Source organism: Chryseosolibacter histidinae (assembly GCF_018598225.1).
In the GTDB taxonomy this organism is placed as follows: Bacteria; Bacteroidota; Bacteroidia; order Cytophagales; family Cyclobacteriaceae; genus Chryseosolibacter; species Chryseosolibacter histidini.
Window position 1 is genome coordinate 1 of the sequence record NZ_JAHESF010000040.1, and the last position, 13,903, is coordinate 13,903.

The 13,903-nt window shown below is 50.9% G+C and carries 15 protein-coding genes; 2 read left to right on the top strand and 13 right to left on the bottom strand.

Annotated elements, in window-relative coordinates:
• On the top strand, positions 1–227 hold a 227-nt coding region (locus KK083_RS26075), incomplete at its 5' end, for a LytR/AlgR family response regulator transcription factor (RefSeq protein WP_254168975.1).
• A 25-nt stretch (positions 228–252) separates the two neighbouring features.
• Here the strand turns inward: KK083_RS26075 and KK083_RS26080 are convergent.
• From KK083_RS26080 to KK083_RS26135, 12 genes are all read right to left on the bottom strand, one after another.
• Positions 253–555 (bottom strand): DUF4286 family protein, encoded by a 303-nt coding sequence (locus KK083_RS26080; RefSeq protein ID WP_254168977.1) that lies wholly within the window; start codon positions 553–555, stop codon positions 253–255.
• Between the two features lie 113 nt (positions 556–668).
• Positions 669–2,135 (bottom strand): DEAD/DEAH box helicase, encoded by a 1,467-nt coding sequence (locus KK083_RS26085; protein WP_254168979.1) that lies wholly within the window; start codon positions 2,133–2,135, stop codon positions 669–671.
• Positions 2,136–2,231: 96 nt separating this feature from the next.
• On the bottom strand, positions 2,232–2,711 hold the full coding sequence (locus tag KK083_RS26090; RefSeq protein WP_254168981.1) for a 3-oxoacyl-ACP synthase: 480 nt from the start codon (positions 2,709–2,711) through the stop codon (positions 2,232–2,234).
• Positions 2,692–3,918, bottom strand: coding sequence for a DUF5009 domain-containing protein (locus KK083_RS26095; protein WP_254168983.1), 1,227 nt, complete (start codon positions 3,916–3,918; stop codon positions 2,692–2,694). Before KK083_RS26095 ends, KK083_RS26090 begins: the two co-directional genes overlap by 20 nt.
• 4 nt (positions 3,919–3,922) lie before the next feature.
• Positions 3,923–5,140, bottom strand: coding sequence for an NAD(P)-dependent oxidoreductase (locus tag KK083_RS26100; protein ID WP_254168985.1), 1,218 nt, complete (start codon positions 5,138–5,140; stop codon positions 3,923–3,925).
• A gap of 69 nt (positions 5,141–5,209) precedes the next feature.
• On the bottom strand, positions 5,210–5,782 hold the full coding sequence (locus KK083_RS26105; RefSeq protein WP_254168987.1) for a DinB family protein: 573 nt from the start codon (positions 5,780–5,782) through the stop codon (positions 5,210–5,212).
• Between the two features lie 66 nt (positions 5,783–5,848).
• The gene (locus tag KK083_RS26110; RefSeq protein ID WP_254168989.1) at positions 5,849–6,424 is read right to left on the bottom strand and encodes a Crp/Fnr family transcriptional regulator; all 576 of its coding nucleotides are present in this window, start codon (positions 6,422–6,424) and stop codon (positions 5,849–5,851) included.
• A 53-nt stretch (positions 6,425–6,477) separates the two neighbouring features.
• Positions 6,478–7,251 carry a TIGR00266 family protein gene (locus KK083_RS26115; protein WP_254168991.1) on the bottom strand — a complete coding sequence of 258 codons (774 nt, stop codon included), beginning with the start codon at positions 7,249–7,251 and terminating at the stop codon, positions 6,478–6,480.
• A gap of 21 nt (positions 7,252–7,272) precedes the next feature.
• On the bottom strand, positions 7,273–8,898 hold the full coding sequence (locus KK083_RS26120) for a M14 family metallopeptidase (protein WP_254168993.1): 1,626 nt from the start codon (positions 8,896–8,898) through the stop codon (positions 7,273–7,275).
• 64 nt (positions 8,899–8,962) lie between these two features.
• Positions 8,963–9,181 carry a hypothetical protein gene (locus tag KK083_RS26125; RefSeq protein WP_254168995.1) on the bottom strand — a complete coding sequence of 73 codons (219 nt, stop codon included), beginning with the start codon at positions 9,179–9,181 and terminating at the stop codon, positions 8,963–8,965.
• Positions 9,182–9,189: 8 nt separating this feature from the next.
• The gene (gltX, locus tag KK083_RS26130; protein WP_254168997.1) at positions 9,190–10,725 is read right to left on the bottom strand and encodes a glutamate--tRNA ligase; all 1,536 of its coding nucleotides are present in this window, start codon (positions 10,723–10,725) and stop codon (positions 9,190–9,192) included.
• Between the two features lie 99 nt (positions 10,726–10,824).
• The gene (locus KK083_RS26135) at positions 10,825–11,208 is read right to left on the bottom strand and encodes a RidA family protein (RefSeq protein WP_254168999.1); all 384 of its coding nucleotides are present in this window, start codon (positions 11,206–11,208) and stop codon (positions 10,825–10,827) included.
• A gap of 72 nt (positions 11,209–11,280) precedes the next feature.
• Between KK083_RS26135 and KK083_RS26140 the strand changes: the two genes are divergently transcribed.
• Positions 11,281–11,949, top strand: a complete 669-nt coding sequence (locus KK083_RS26140) for a 3-hydroxyacyl-CoA dehydrogenase family protein (protein WP_254169001.1) — start codon at positions 11,281–11,283, stop codon at positions 11,947–11,949.
• Between the two features lie 111 nt (positions 11,950–12,060).
• Here KK083_RS26140 and glmS read toward each other — a convergent pair whose 3' ends face one another.
• The gene (gene glmS / locus KK083_RS26145; RefSeq protein ID WP_254169002.1) at positions 12,061–13,896 is read right to left on the bottom strand and encodes a glutamine--fructose-6-phosphate transaminase (isomerizing); all 1,836 of its coding nucleotides are present in this window, start codon (positions 13,894–13,896) and stop codon (positions 12,061–12,063) included.
• Positions 13,897–13,903 lie beyond the last annotated feature (7 nt).

Sequence of the window (13,903 nt, forward strand, 5' to 3'; positions counted from 1 at the left end):
AGATCCACACGAAAAAGCAAAAGCATATTGTCAGGAACACGTTGAATGAAGTGGAGGCGCGGCTGCCGCAAAATCAGTTCGTGAGGGTGCACCGCTCCTACATCGTACGGCTGGAGGCCATTAAAGCGCTCGATGCCCAGAACATCCACCTCGAATCCACCACCATTCCCATCAGTCGTAAGATCCACAGCTGGCTGCTGGACAATCTCAACCTGTTGTCTTCCTGATCAAAAACCTGGATGTTGTAATTCTTCAGATCTCCTCCAGCAGCGTGTTGAACGCTACATGCCTGTTGACAAATTTCCGGCGATGCTCTTCAATAAGCATGGGCGCAAAAACTTCGAGGTACTGTTGTATGTGATCGATGCTCTTGGCAAAATACTGCACGCTGTACGAAATAGTGTTGTCGTCCTGGTCGTGCAGCACCTTGTACATCTTGAATGAAACAAACATGCCGGTATTCAGCACATCGGGAATATGCTTTTCCTTCATCCACTGAAGCCATTCCATCTCGACATCCTTGTCGATGCCAACCGTAACGTTATAGAGCAACATGAAACAAAATTACCTTCTTTTGTTGTATAAACAATGCGCTGAGCCTGCCTGTACGGTCATAAAAAAACCGGTTGTTACACCGGTTTATATTTTTCAGATCCATCAGATGCACATCAGTAGCTCAGGTTGTCGCTGCCAAAAGAATCGCGGTTAGCCCACCATTTCCTTTTGTCGTTGCGCGATGAGCTTGACGTATTGCCGCCCTTGCTCCTGTTGTTGCCACCGGACTTGTTATTATTATTCCTGTTGCCGTTGTTGGGCGTGGCCGCGCTCTTGTTGTTACTTTGAGCAGCCTGCTTGTGGTTATTGCTGGCAACAGGGCTCTTTTTCTGTGAGGTATGCTGACCACCGTTGCCGTGCTGGCGTTGCCTTTGAGGCTGTTGCTGACGCTGTTTCGGTGCAGCAGGCTGACGTTGTGCCGAAGTGTGTTCCGGCATCTGCGCGCTCATAGGGAACGGCTGATCGGTGATCACCGGCACCTGTTTGCCGATGAGCTTTTGAATATCTCTCAGGTACTCTTTTTCTTCGGCATCACAGAACGAATAAGCGATACCGCTCATGCCGGCCCTGCCTGTACGACCGATGCGGTGTACGTAGGTCTCAGGCACATTCGGGATCTCATAGTTGATCACGTGTGAAAGCTCATCCACGTCGATGCCGCGGGCAGCAATGTCTGTGGCCACCAGTACGCGCAGCTTGCCCGACTTGAATGCCGTGAGCGCATTTTGTCTTGCGTTCTGGGACTTGTTACCATGGATGGCAAGAGAATGAATGCCAGCCTTGGAGAGATCTTTGGCGACGCGGTCGGCACCATGCTTCGTGCGGGTGAACACCAGCGCCGATACAATAGGCTTTTCACGAAGGATGTGGATCAGCAGCTTCTTTTTATTGTTCTTCTCCACAAAATATACGGCCTGCTCGATCTTCTCTGCCGTGGATGAAACAGGTGTAACCTCAACTTTGATAGGGTCTACCAAAATGGTGTTGGCCAGCTTCTGGATCTCGGGCGGCATGGTAGCCGAGAAGAAAAGTGTCTGCCGTTTTTCAGGCAGCTTGGTGATCACTTTTTTAACATCGTGGATAAAGCCCATGTCGAGCATGCGGTCTGCTTCATCGAGCACAAAAAGTTTCAGATGCTGCAGGTTGATGTAACGCTGGTCGATAAGGTCGAGCAGCCTTCCTGGTGTGGCGATGAGAATGTCTACACCGGCTCTCAGCGCATCGGTTTGTGCTTTTTGTGATACACCACCGAAGATCACCGTGTGGCGCAGGCGAAGATATTTGCCATACGCGGCAAAGCTTTCGCCGATCTGGATGGCGAGCTCACGCGTGGGTGTAAGGATCAGTGATTTGATACCGGCAGGTCCTTTTTTGTACAACTCGTCCTGGTGCAGGATCTGGAGAATAGGAATAGCGAAGGCTGCTGTTTTGCCTGTGCCGGTCTGCGCACATCCCAGCAGGTCTTTTCTGCTCAGCACAACCGGTATGGATTGCTCCTGGATGGGCGTAGGCTTGGTATAGCCCTCTGCCTTCAGCGCATTGCGGATAGGCTCAATTAGTTCTAATTTTTCGAATGACATGAATATGTTGATATTGTTTAAATCCAGCCTGAATTGGCTGTTTTGTTCAGGTGTGTGGTGCAAAGATAGGCTTTATAATCGGATATACCACCATGGCTACCACACCTGCTCAATCTTGTAAGTTTTGTTGCCGAAATTGAACGATTCGCCCTGTTTCAGGCCCTTGAGCTTCAAACCCAGGGGTGACTCTGCAGAAAGGGCGATGTACGTCCGGTTTTCCACCACAAGTTGTCCAACACTGATGGCGACAAAAAAGTTGCCCTGGTCTGTGATCACCAGGCTTCCCGGCTGAACCGCTACCGGCTGATGGTCTACCCTGATCTGGTCCAGCAGACGCTTCAGCTTCATGGCCTCGGCAAGCTGCGCACTGTGCTTCTCCATTTCGATCTGCATCATGGCACGGCCGGTTTCGTATTTGTCTCCCGCGCTGCTTTTGGTTTCATCGTTGGCAGCATCCTGCGCACCTTGCAGCGCATCCTGCGCAGTAGCCATGCGTTGCGAAAGGTAGGCCTGACAACGTTCGTAGAGTTGTTGTTTGATCTCCCGCAAAGGATCGTTAGAGTTTGAGTTGAACACCGCGTTTACCCAACCACCCGGCAATGAACACGCAGAGCAGCGCAAACACGAACGACTTGATGAGTCCCACCACTCCATCGAGCATCAAGGCAGGCCAGTGAATTCCCACAAGGCGCACCACGGCATAGGAGAAATAAGGAATGAGGTAACACAACAGCGTGTTGGTACCCGCCGGTTTGATAACATCGAACCAGTTTGCTTTTCCTTTGATATCGGCGAGCCAGTAGACCAGGATAAAGGTTGTGATGGTGATGCCGCTGCAGATCAGGATCCACGGCGGTGTGGCACCCAGCTTGGCGATGATCCAGAATTTGTTGGTATAAAGGCCGGCCGCAAAAAGCAATGCAGCCATACCGGCGAACAATGCCAGCATCTTGCCATCGGCATTCTGTTTTTTGAAACGCAGGTACAGCAGGGAGATCACGATGCCACCCATGGTGAGAAACGGCAGCGAGCCATTGCTCAGCGGATCCATCATAAAACTGAGAAACCCGAAGGAGATCATGCCGGCGTTGGAGGCCATCGACATCACCAGCATCAGCGCCCATGCCGCGATCACGGCCACGAGACTGCTTCCTACGAAAGTGTAAATAATACTGCACACCAGGTACGACCATCCGATGAGGCCGAGTATTCCCCACCAGTATGTTGTGAAAGTAACACCTTGCTCGCCTCCACGAACCATGAATGCCAGCGTCAGCAGTGTAATGATGCCCACCGCTCTCGCTGCCCACGCCACGGCGGGTTTGACCGTTGAAGGATAAGCATTCCAGATAAGAATGAACGATGTGCAGCACAGGGTGAAATACAGCAGGCGATGCATGCCGGTAGCGGCCGCGTTGAGGTTCTCGCCATTCACCAGGAATACACCCATGATCAGCAGGGCACCGCCGCGCATGAGAATGTGCAGAACGATGCGGCCATTGCTATCCCCTTTTTTTCTCCGGTTGTTGATGGCAAACGGAATAGACATGCCAACAATGAACAGGAAGGCGGGGAAGATAGCGTCAGACAGTCCCATGCCATCCTGGTCGGCCGTGGTATGCAGCAGCCATACCGGTATGTTGGTCAGTGACCAGAGGTCGTTCACGAAGATCATCAGCACCATGGTGAGTGCCCGGAGGATGTCGACGGAAGCGATACGGGTAACACGCGCTGTCGCGGTTTCCTGACCAGCGATCAGGGGAGACTGTGCCGTGAGTGACATAATTTTATGTGGTTTGAGAAACGTAATCCTGCAAATATAAAAAATGAGGTGTCAATGCTCCGTTCTCTGTGATGGTGGCACGCTCGATCACTTCGTCTTTGTCTGCACAAACAAGCATGGGCACCACACGGTCTATCAGGTCTCTGCCAAATTCTTCGGATGCGCTCCGCGGCAGCTCACAAGGCAAGTTATCGATCGCCATCACGGTAACAAAGCGGTCTGACCGCAGTGGCGGCTGAATGCTGTCAGAAGCCGGGTCATAATCATAAATGGGATCAGCGATGGAGCTCGCCTTTTTTGTGCTCGGGATAGAGCCGTTGATATCGCAGGTAATGTCGGCGATCACCTTGATCCTGAAGTCGGGCTGAAGCATATCGGCAGGCGTGAAGAGCACGGGCGCTTTCGGATTCCAATAGGCACCGGCCATCAGGATGTCGGCCACTTTGGTGTAATCGCGGAAGAATGAATCGTACCGTTCAGGATGTTTGTGAAACTCTTCACGGTTGAAATGTCCGCCTTCCTTACGCCGGTGATAGTCAGCGCTGCTCAGCTGCACATACACGGGCTCTTCGAAAGTGCGGGTCAGAAAATCCTGCGCGCTCACTTTACGGATGCCGGCGCTGTCCAGGGTTTCCATGGAACCACGCCCCACACGACCTGCGCCGGTGAGAATGATCTTCACAGGCGGCAGCTTCACTTTGCGCAGCTCGAGCTTCAGGTCGTTCACGTCAAAACATTCAAACGCCCTGCGCAGCGAATAAGTACCGTAACGTTTTCCGTAGGTCCACAGCCCGTTATAGGCGCCCACAATACCGGCGTAACGCCCGAAGGCCACCAACCGGTTGCCCTGCTTGTCTTTGAGAGCCTCGTAGTCGATGAGCCTGATGTTCTTTTTCAGGACCTCTTGTAAAAGCTTCCGGTTGTAAGGCTGCTTCTTGATGGTGTGCGAAAAGAACAGGTATGTTTTATCGGCGATCAGCTCCTGGATCGGCACCTCTTTGATGCCCATCAGAATATCGCAGTGTTTTACGTCGGCAGCCACTTCAATATCCAGCTCCTGGTATTCACGGTCCTGAAAACAACGGGCGATGCTTTGCTGACAAACAACTTTCACATGAGGATACCGTTGTTCGATCTCTTCTGTCTGGATGGGGGTGAAGGCAACACGTTTGTCGGGAGGTGTTTTTCCTTCGCGGATCAATCCAATCTTAATGGCGTTCATTCAAAAACTTTACACCAAAAATAATGAGCTTTTTGGGATAAACTTCGATCGAACCCAGTAGCGGTGAATTTATATCGACAAAACCGGCATTTTCAACGCATGTGTTCCCGTCAGTGTGGTGTGTGCCTGAAGCACATGGCGTTGTTCGTGCACGATCACGAACTGAAGTGCCTCACCGATGTTCATCTTCAGCATCTTAAAAAACTCAACAGGCACTTTTCCGGCGTTGATGTTCACGCGTTCTGCCTTTTGCAGCAGAATCATCAGTTTTTCCTGGTCTCTCAAGAACAGGTCAAGCTCCGTTCTGTCTTTGGTGCTGTGAACAGGATCCATCCTTTTAAAGGTCTTTTGCTTTTTGCGATTGCCGGGTTGCATCATGCTGATGGACTTTCGTCCGATCCAGGTAGTCTTAACTTCCTGGTCAGCGGGTCCCTCCACCAAAAAGAGAGCATCTTCAATAGCTTTCAGGTAATATCGGTTATACAGGTTGAGGTGTGCAAAACATTCCAGGATGCTCCATGTTGAAACTTCCGGTTTATGGTTGAGGATGGCATCGGGCAACGTATAAAAATCATTCTTTACAGCACCAATGATCGCGGCGGTGTCTGATTTCAATGCCTGGAGAAACGCTTCTGTTTTCATCGTGATTTAATTTTCCTGTAAAGGAAAGCACTCAGGGAATGGAAAATATTGACGGAAATCAAGATTTCACGACGGCCTGATGCGGCTCAACGTTTCAGGTGTCATGCGAAGATACGAGGCAATGTACTTGCGGGGAATGATCCTGAAAATATGCGGGCTGCGACTCATCAGCCGGTTATACCGTTCCTCTGGGGTGAAGGTGAGCAGCTCCGTTTCGCGTTCGATCTTTCCCACCAGCGCTTCTTCCTGCAACATTCTCCAGGCGCGTTCTATTTTCGGGAACCGGTCGAAAAGTGCGTAAAAATCTTTTCTGGCGATGGCCGCAATCTCACATGCGGATAACGCCTGAATGTAATAGGCCGAGGGCTGCTGCCGGATGAACGACGGATACGAGCAGATCAGGTTGTGATCATAAGCGAAGCCCACGCAGATCTCGTCGTCGTTCACGGGATAATAGATGCGCAGGCTTCCACTGATGATGTAAAAAAGATTGGTTTCCGTTTCATCTTTCCGGATCAGAAAATCGTTGCGCTTCAACGATGGTTTGGTGTGCCAACCTTCGGCAAGACTTTCCTGCTCCCCGGGTGTAAGACTTACCGTGGCGTTAAAAATGCCGATGATCTTTTCCTTCCACTGATTCATATTTACAGGGATGACATTCGCAGAGATGACATCCTTCAAAAGGATGTCATCTCTTAACGTTCCAGCAGGCTTCCCAGCAGTGAGCCACCTTCTTTGCCGCTGTTGCCTCCGTAAGGCGCCAGTGCCTGGATGAGCTTGCGGATGGGCATCGACTGCAACCATACCTTTCCTGTTCCACGAAGGGTGGCGAGAAAGATACCTTCACCACCAAAGATCATGGAGCGCAGTCCGCCGGAGGTTTGTACATCAAAATCGATATGCGATTCAAAGGCAACCACGCACCCTGTATCCACGCGAAGTGTTTCATTGTTCAGCGTTCTTTCGATCACAGTACCGCCCGCGTGAACAAACGCTTTTCCGTCGCCCTGGAGCTTCTGAAGAATAAAACCTTCACCACCCACAAGGCCGGAGCCGATCTTTTTGTTGAACGTGATCGATACTTTGGTTCCGTACGCTGCGCAGAGGAATCCATCTTTCTGCACGATCAGCTCGTTGGAAGGGCTTTGTGCCAGGTCGATGGGGATCACGGTGCCTGGATACGGTGCAGAGAATGCCACTTTTGCTCTCCGGTTGCCGCGGTTGGTAAAATGGGTCATGAAGATCGATTCACCCGTCAGGATCCTGCTTCCGGCAGAAAGCAACTTGTCGAACAATCCCTGGTTGGGGTTCGAGCCGTCGCCCATCTTCGCTTCGAAGGTGATGCCGTCTTCCATATACAACATGGCACCTGCTTCCGCGATCACGGTCTCCATCGGGTCTAGCTCCACCTCTACGATCTGGATGCTTTCACCTTTTATCTGATAATCGATTACGTGTGATTTGCTCATAATTTTTGTCAGTCAATGGGTTTATGGATAGTACTTAAATACGGGATAAGCCACCGGTTTGTTCTTCACATCCTGCTTATCAAAATAGGCATCGAAGAAATTCCAGGTGATCAGTCCGTCGTCTGATTGCGGCTCCAGCATGTAAAAAATGAGATTCGCCAGCGGCTGCGCCAGGTCTACAACATAATCGCCCTTCCGGAATCTTTTCGAGGCGGGTGCAAAAGTACCGGTAGCAGTAGCCATGAAGTGGCCTTCAAACTTACGCTGTGCCCGTTGCAAGGCCGTAACATTAAAAACCTCACCTTTGAAAGTACGCGAGGCCGTAAGCTGTTCCACTTTCACGCCGTGTTGTTTCAGGTTCTCGGCAATGGCTGAGAACTCCGCGGGGATCACATAACCCCTGGGAAGTGTGGCCTCAACCTGCGGTGTGAACTTAGCATAGTAAGTTACACCATCGTATTGCACAATGTTGCCGGTTCTCAACCACTGGGTTGTACCGTCAGCCTTCTTCATGCCCACATAATCATAAGTAGGAAATTTATTCAGTGTGGTAGCGCTGTCCATCCTGAAGCGTACGCCCTTCTTCACTTTTCCCGCATTCTCTTTTACGTTACTGATGGCATTCTCGTCGGCTTTTTGATTGATGGTGACGATCTCTTTGGTATGGGTGTTCGTATACTCGAGGATCTCGGAAGCGAAAGTGTAGGTTGAATGAATGCGCTGATAGAATCGTTCGTGTGAAAAAGCCTCGCTCAGAATAGCCATCCGGTTGCGCAGGCTGAACTGGTTCACCAGGTAACGGGGATGATGATTGTAAGTGTAGAATTTTTTAACAGGCCATCCTTCGCTTACCTCGTAATCGCCGTAAGGCCCCATCGAAAGTCCATAACGTTCCTTCGCCGTCTTTGTGATCGCCTTCAGCATCACATCGTTGGTGTAATCAGAGGTAATGGCTTCACCAGCGTAATGATAGCTTGGCGCCCACGTGAGCGACCACGCGTGCCAGGTGCCGTTGGTGGTGTGCAGGTCTACAAACAGCTGCGGGTCCCACGGCACGATAATGCTGGTGAAGAGACCCAACGTTTCTTTGGCTTCCATCTTGATGCCGTCGCGGTTGAGGTCGAGGCCCTGGCTGTTCTCCCGGATGCCTATTTCCAGGGGACTGTCTTCCTGTGAGGGCCTTCTGCCCTTCTCCATCTTGTCGTTGCTGTCGGTGTTATAGATCGGCGCAAAAAGAATGATCTGGTTATCGAGCAGGTTCTTCTTGTTGCCCAGCAGGATGTCGCGCATCAGCATCATCACCGCTTCCTTGCCTTCCACTTCTCCCGCGTGAATGTTGCCCTGGATGTAGATCACCGGTTTGCCCGATGCCTTTGCCTCCTCCGGTGTTCTCACCAAAGGATTGGCAAGGATCGCTACCGGTATGTCTTTCCCCTCAGGGCTTTTGCCCATGGAGATCACATGAATGTTGGAGCTTTGTTTGCTGATGGCATCGATAAAAGAGATCACATCGGCATGGGTGGAGGTCTTGATGAAGCTGGACTTTTCAGGTGTAAGGATCAGCGACTCCGGCCAGGTTGACTGCGCGCTTGTGAAAAAAGAAAAGCCCGACAGGGCTATCGTTGAAAATACGGTGGTGAATCTCATCTTTGGCTGAATAATGAAAGATGAAAATGGCGGTAATGAAAGGTTATTCCAACTGAACAGGAATTTATTTTTTCTTCTTCTTTTTGCCTTTCATCTCGTCGTAGTCCTCGCGCTCGGCGAGCTTCTTGTCATCCACGTTCTCGTTGAGGAACTCGTTGATCTTTTCAATATTCATATTGGATTTGATCTCCCCAAAAGAATCGATGGATATATCGAACCCCTGAAGCTCCTTATGGACCTTCGGTTTGGGTTTGTTTTTCTTTGGTGTTTCCTTTTTAGACATATCAATATTTACGCAACTTTCACTTTCAGGGTTTTTACAGCCCCCTCAATTCTTTGCACTATTTCTTGCTTTCCAATGATTTCCATGATCATCATCAGGTCGGGTCCTCCTCCAGCGCCGGTAAGCGATACCCGCAATGCCTGCAGTATTTTGCCGGTTCCGATATTCAAAGCTGCCGTAACTTTTTCAAGCGACGCTTTGGCCGTTGCCGCATCCACCGTCGAAAGCGTACTGACCTCATCTTTAAAAGCCAAGAGCACTTTTACGGCCTCTTCATTCCATTTTTTGGCAACCACACCCTGGTCGTATTCCGCAGGTGCGTGAAAGAAATATTTGCCCTGCTCCCAGAAATCCTGCGGAAAAGTGACACGCTCTTTCATCACGGCGGCAATTTTTACAGCCTTTTCCTTGCTGCACGAAATGTTCTCTTTTTGCAGCGACTGCAGCAGGAATTCAGCGAGCTCCTCGTCGGATTTTGCACGCAGGTATTGCTGATTGAACCACTGCGCCTTATGAATATCGAACTTCGCACCTGCTTTGCCAATGCGTTCGATCGAAAATGCCTGGGTGAGCTCCTCCACAGAAAAGAGCTCCTGCGTTGTGCCGGGGTTCCATCCCAGAAAAGCGAGGAAGTTCAGCAGCGCTTCCGGCAGATAACCGGCCTCCCGGTATCCTTTGGCAACTTCCTGCGTGTGGGGATCTTTCCAGGTGAGCGGAAAGATCGGGAAGCCGAGCTGATCGGCGTCACGCTTGCTCAGCTTGCCGTTGCCATCGGGCTTCAGCAGCAAGGGCAGGTGCGCAAACTGAGGCATGTCGTTCTCCCATCCAAAAGCGCGGTACAACAGCACATGCAATGGCGCCGATGGAAGCCACTCTTCACCCCTGATCACGTGTGAGATCTTCATCAGGTAATCGTCAACAACATTGGCGAGGTGATACGTGGGCATACCGTCTGACTTCATCAGCACTTTGTCGTCGATCTGCGATGAATGTACCGAGACCCAGCCGCGGATCAGATCGTTGAGCCGCACTTCTTCCTTGCGAGGCACTTTGAGCCTGATCACATAGGGTGCGCCCGAATCGATAAGACGTTTTACTTCTTCCGCAGGCAGGGTGAGTGAATTGCGCATCTGCGTGCGGGTGATGCTGTTGTACTGTGGTGTATCCACGCCACCAGCCTTCAGCTTCTCACGCATCTGCTCGAGCTCTTCAGCGGTATCAAAAGCATAGTAACCCTGGCCGGAGTCGATCAGCTGCTGCGCATATTGTTTATAGATAGATTGACGCTCAGACTGGCGGTAAGGCGCATGCGGGCCTCCAACACCCACACCTTCGTCGATGGTGATGCCGACCCATTTCAGCGAATCCAGAATATATTGCTCTGCACCAGGCACATAACGGGTCTGGTCTGTATCTTCAATACGGAGGATCATGGTGCCTTTCTGCTGCCGGGCAAGCAAATAGTTATAAAGGGCTGTTCTCACGCCCCCAATGTGCAGCGCTCCCGTGGGACTGGGAGCAAAACGAACGCGTACTTCTCTCATGCTGTCGTAAAAGTCTGAATTCAGGACTGCAAAGGTAAACCGGATTTACGATTTACGGTACCCTTTCGGATTCTTATGACGCGTGGGAAGCTGTTTTTCTCAGGATTTTACGGCAATACACGAGATCTCCACGTTCACATCCTTGGGCAAGCGGCTTACCTCAACTGTTTCACGGGCAGGCGGTTGCGACTTGAAGTACTGGCCATAGATCTCATTCACCTTCGGAAAATTATTCATGTCTTTAAGGAAAATGGAGCTTTTTACAACGTTGCTGAAATCCATACCCGCTTCCTTCAGTATTACTTCGAGGTTGAACATCACCTGTTTGGTTTCCTGCTCAATGTTGCCTGTGAGGATGTTGCCCGATGACCTTTCGATGGCGATCTGGCCACTGATGAAGAGTATATTGCCCGACTGGATGGCCTGGCTGTAGGGCCCGATGGGTTCGGGAGCCTGTGCTGCGTATACGACTTTTTTAGACATGATTTTTTAAATTTGAAAACGTCACGTATTTCGTCAAAAATAGGTATATCTGCAGATCATTTCTGTTAGCGAATGAAAATTTTGATCATCGGTGAGCAGGCAAACTTTGAGGAGTGCCGCGAAAAATTAGGCCACGACCACACCTATTCATGGGTGGGCGACCACCGTGAAGCGGAGAAATTCCTCGACACCCATTCGCTGATCTTCGATTTTATCATCGATGAAGAGCCCCACGAATTTGAGATCTATGCCAACAAGTCCGTTACCGTATTTCTGAACACCTGCAAGATCAGCCTGGGGGAGCTGGCCCATTCGGTGAACCACAAGATGTTGTGCACCGTGTTCGGGTTCAACGGCCTGCCTACACTTTTCAACAGGCCGGTGCTCGAGCTGGCCCTGTGGCAACAGAAAGACCAGCAGCAACTGCAAAAGATCTGCAGCAGCCTCGGCACAGAATTCATGCTGGTGGATGACCGGGTTGGACTGGTTACACCGCGGGTCATCGGCATGATCATCAACGAAGCCTACTATACCGTACAGGAAGGCACTGCCAGCCGTGATGACATCGACATGGCCATGAAGTCTGGCACCAACTATCCCTATGGTCCTTTTGAATGGAGCCGTCGCATCGGCATCAGGCATGTATACGAATTGCTGGAAGCGGTTTATGAGGACACGAAAGATGAGCGGTACAAGATCTGCGCATTGTTAAAGAGGGAGTATTTGAGTACCGGTGGTTAAAAGTTTAAAGTTGGGGGTCGCATTAACTTGAAACTTGAAACTTTCAACTTGAAACTAAAAAAGGCTCCTTTTTCCGGAGCCTTTCACTAAGAACGTTTTCAATAATCGCTGCTATTCTACCGTTACCGACTTCGCCAGGTTGCGAGGCTGGTCTACGTTGCATCCGCGCATCACAGCGATGTGATAAGAAAGAAGCTGCAGCGGTATCACTGACACCATGGGCATCAGCGCTTCGTGAACAGCGGGAACTTCGATGGTGAACTCTGACATTTTGGGAATCAGCTTATCACCTTCGGTCACCACGGAAATTACCCTTCCTTTACGGGCTTTCACTTCCTGGATATTGGAAACTATTTTCTCGTAGGAGCTGTCTTGTGTGGCGATGAACACCACGGGCATCTCCTGATCGATGAGCGCAATGGGTCCGTGCTTCATCTCTGCAGCAGGATATCCTTCGGCGTGAATGTAAGAGATCTCTTTCAGCTTGAGCGCACCTTCCAGGGCCACCGGGAAATTGTAACCACGGCCCAGGTACAGGAAGTTGGAGGCGTCTTTGAAAGTATCGGCGATGACCTTGATCTGGTCATTCAGCTTGAGCGCTTTTTCAACTTTTGCAGGAATGGTCTCCATGTCTACCAGCAGCTCGTGGAATTTCTGCTCCGTAATAGTTCCCTTCTTCTGTGCTACGATGAGCGCGATGAGGTTGAGCACGGTAAGCTGCGCAGTGAAGGCCTTGGTGCTGGCCACACCAATCTCAGGACCTGCGTGTGTATAAGCACCGGCATGCGTAGCCCGTGGAATAGAGGAGCCCACAACATTACATACACCGAAGATGATAGCACCTTTCGATTTCGCCAGCTCGATCGCCGCAAGGGTATCTGCGGTTTCTCCCGATTGTGAAATAGCGATCACCACATCACCTTCGCGGACCACCGGATTGCGGTAGCGGAACTCCGAGGCATATTCAACTTCTACCGGGATGCGGCAGAACTCTTCGAAAAAATATTCAGCCACCAGCCCCGCGTGCCATGACGTACCGCAGGCAACGATGAGGATACGGTCTGCATTCACCAGCTTGTTCACGTATTCGCGCAAGCCACCCAGCACCAGCCTTCCTGTTGCAGAATCGAGGCGACCCCTCATACAATCGCTGATGGAACGGGGCTGTTCGAAGATCTCCTTTAACATGAAGTGCTCGAACCCGCCTTTTTCGATCGCTTCCAGCTCGAGGTCAACGGTCTGGATATACGGCGTCAATGGTAGATTGGCTGTGTTCTTGATGCTCAGTTTGCCACCGTGGATCACAGCGATCTCCTGGTCGTTGAGGTAAACCACTTCATTTGTGTACTCTACAATGGGCGTTGCATCAGAAGCCAGGAAGAACTCGTCTTTGCCCACACCCACTACAAGGGGGCTGCCTTTTCTGGCGGCCACAAGCAGGTCAGGATCTTCCAGCGACATGATCACAATGGCGTAGGCACCGATCACCCGTGTGAGCGCGAGGCGTACGGCTTCATCCAGCGAACATTTTTCGTGTTCTTTGATGTCTTCAATAAAATGGATGAAAACCTCGGTGTCGGTTTCGCTGAGGAATTTATGTCCTTTGTTAATGAGCTCCTGTTTCAGGGCGCTGTAGTTCTCGATGATACCGTTGTGGATGATGGCAAGCTTACCGGTAGACGAGTAGTGCGGGTGAGCGTTCACATCGTTAGGCTCTCCGTGGGTGGCCCACCGGGTGTGGCCGATGCCGATGTGGCTGTCGAGGTTTTTGCCTTTCAGGTATTGTTCGAGCTCAGATACTTTGCCTTTCTTTTTGTAAACGTTAAGGCCTCCGTTCAGCAGAGCGATGCCGGCGCTGTCATAGCCCCGGTACTCAAGACGTTTAAGTCCTTTAATGACAATTTCGTGGGCCTGTCGTTTGCCCACGTAAGCTACAATTCCACACATATTGGGT

Excerpts from the sequence above, each read along its gene's own strand:
- KK083_RS26140 (WP_254169001.1), top strand. The coding sequence starts at position 11,281 with ATGAAAATTTTGATCATCGGTGAGCAGGCAAACTTTGAGGAGTGCCGC.
- KK083_RS26110 (WP_254168989.1), bottom strand. The coding sequence starts at position 6,424 with ATGAATCAGTGGAAGGAAAAGATCATCGGCATTTTTAACGCCACGGTA.
- KK083_RS26100 (WP_254168985.1), bottom strand. The coding sequence starts at position 5,140 with ATGAACGCCATTAAGATTGGATTGATCCGCGAAGGAAAAACACCTCCC.
- KK083_RS26080 (WP_254168977.1), bottom strand. The coding sequence starts at position 555 with ATGTTGCTCTATAACGTTACGGTTGGCATCGACAAGGATGTCGAGATG.
- KK083_RS26125 (WP_254168995.1), bottom strand. The coding sequence starts at position 9,181 with ATGTCTAAAAAGGAAACACCAAAGAAAAACAAACCCAAACCGAAGGTC.
- glmS (WP_254169002.1), bottom strand. The coding sequence starts at position 13,896 with ATGTGTGGAATTGTAGCTTACGTGGGCAAACGACAGGCCCACGAAATT.
- gltX (WP_254168997.1), bottom strand. The coding sequence starts at position 10,725 with ATGAGAGAAGTACGCGTTCGTTTTGCTCCCAGTCCCACGGGAGCGCTG.
- KK083_RS26095 (WP_254168983.1), bottom strand. The coding sequence starts at position 3,918 with ATGTCACTCACGGCACAGTCTCCCCTGATCGCTGGTCAGGAAACCGCG.
- KK083_RS26135 (WP_254168999.1), bottom strand. The coding sequence starts at position 11,208 with ATGTCTAAAAAAGTCGTATACGCAGCACAGGCTCCCGAACCCATCGGG.
- KK083_RS26105 (WP_254168987.1), bottom strand. The coding sequence starts at position 5,782 with ATGAAAACAGAAGCGTTTCTCCAGGCATTGAAATCAGACACCGCCGCG.
- KK083_RS26115 (WP_254168991.1), bottom strand. The coding sequence starts at position 7,251 with ATGAGCAAATCACACGTAATCGATTATCAGATAAAAGGTGAAAGCATC.
- KK083_RS26085 (WP_254168979.1), bottom strand. The coding sequence starts at position 2,135 with ATGTCATTCGAAAAATTAGAACTAATTGAGCCTATCCGCAATGCGCTG.
- KK083_RS26120 (WP_254168993.1), bottom strand. The coding sequence starts at position 8,898 with ATGAGATTCACCACCGTATTTTCAACGATAGCCCTGTCGGGCTTTTCT.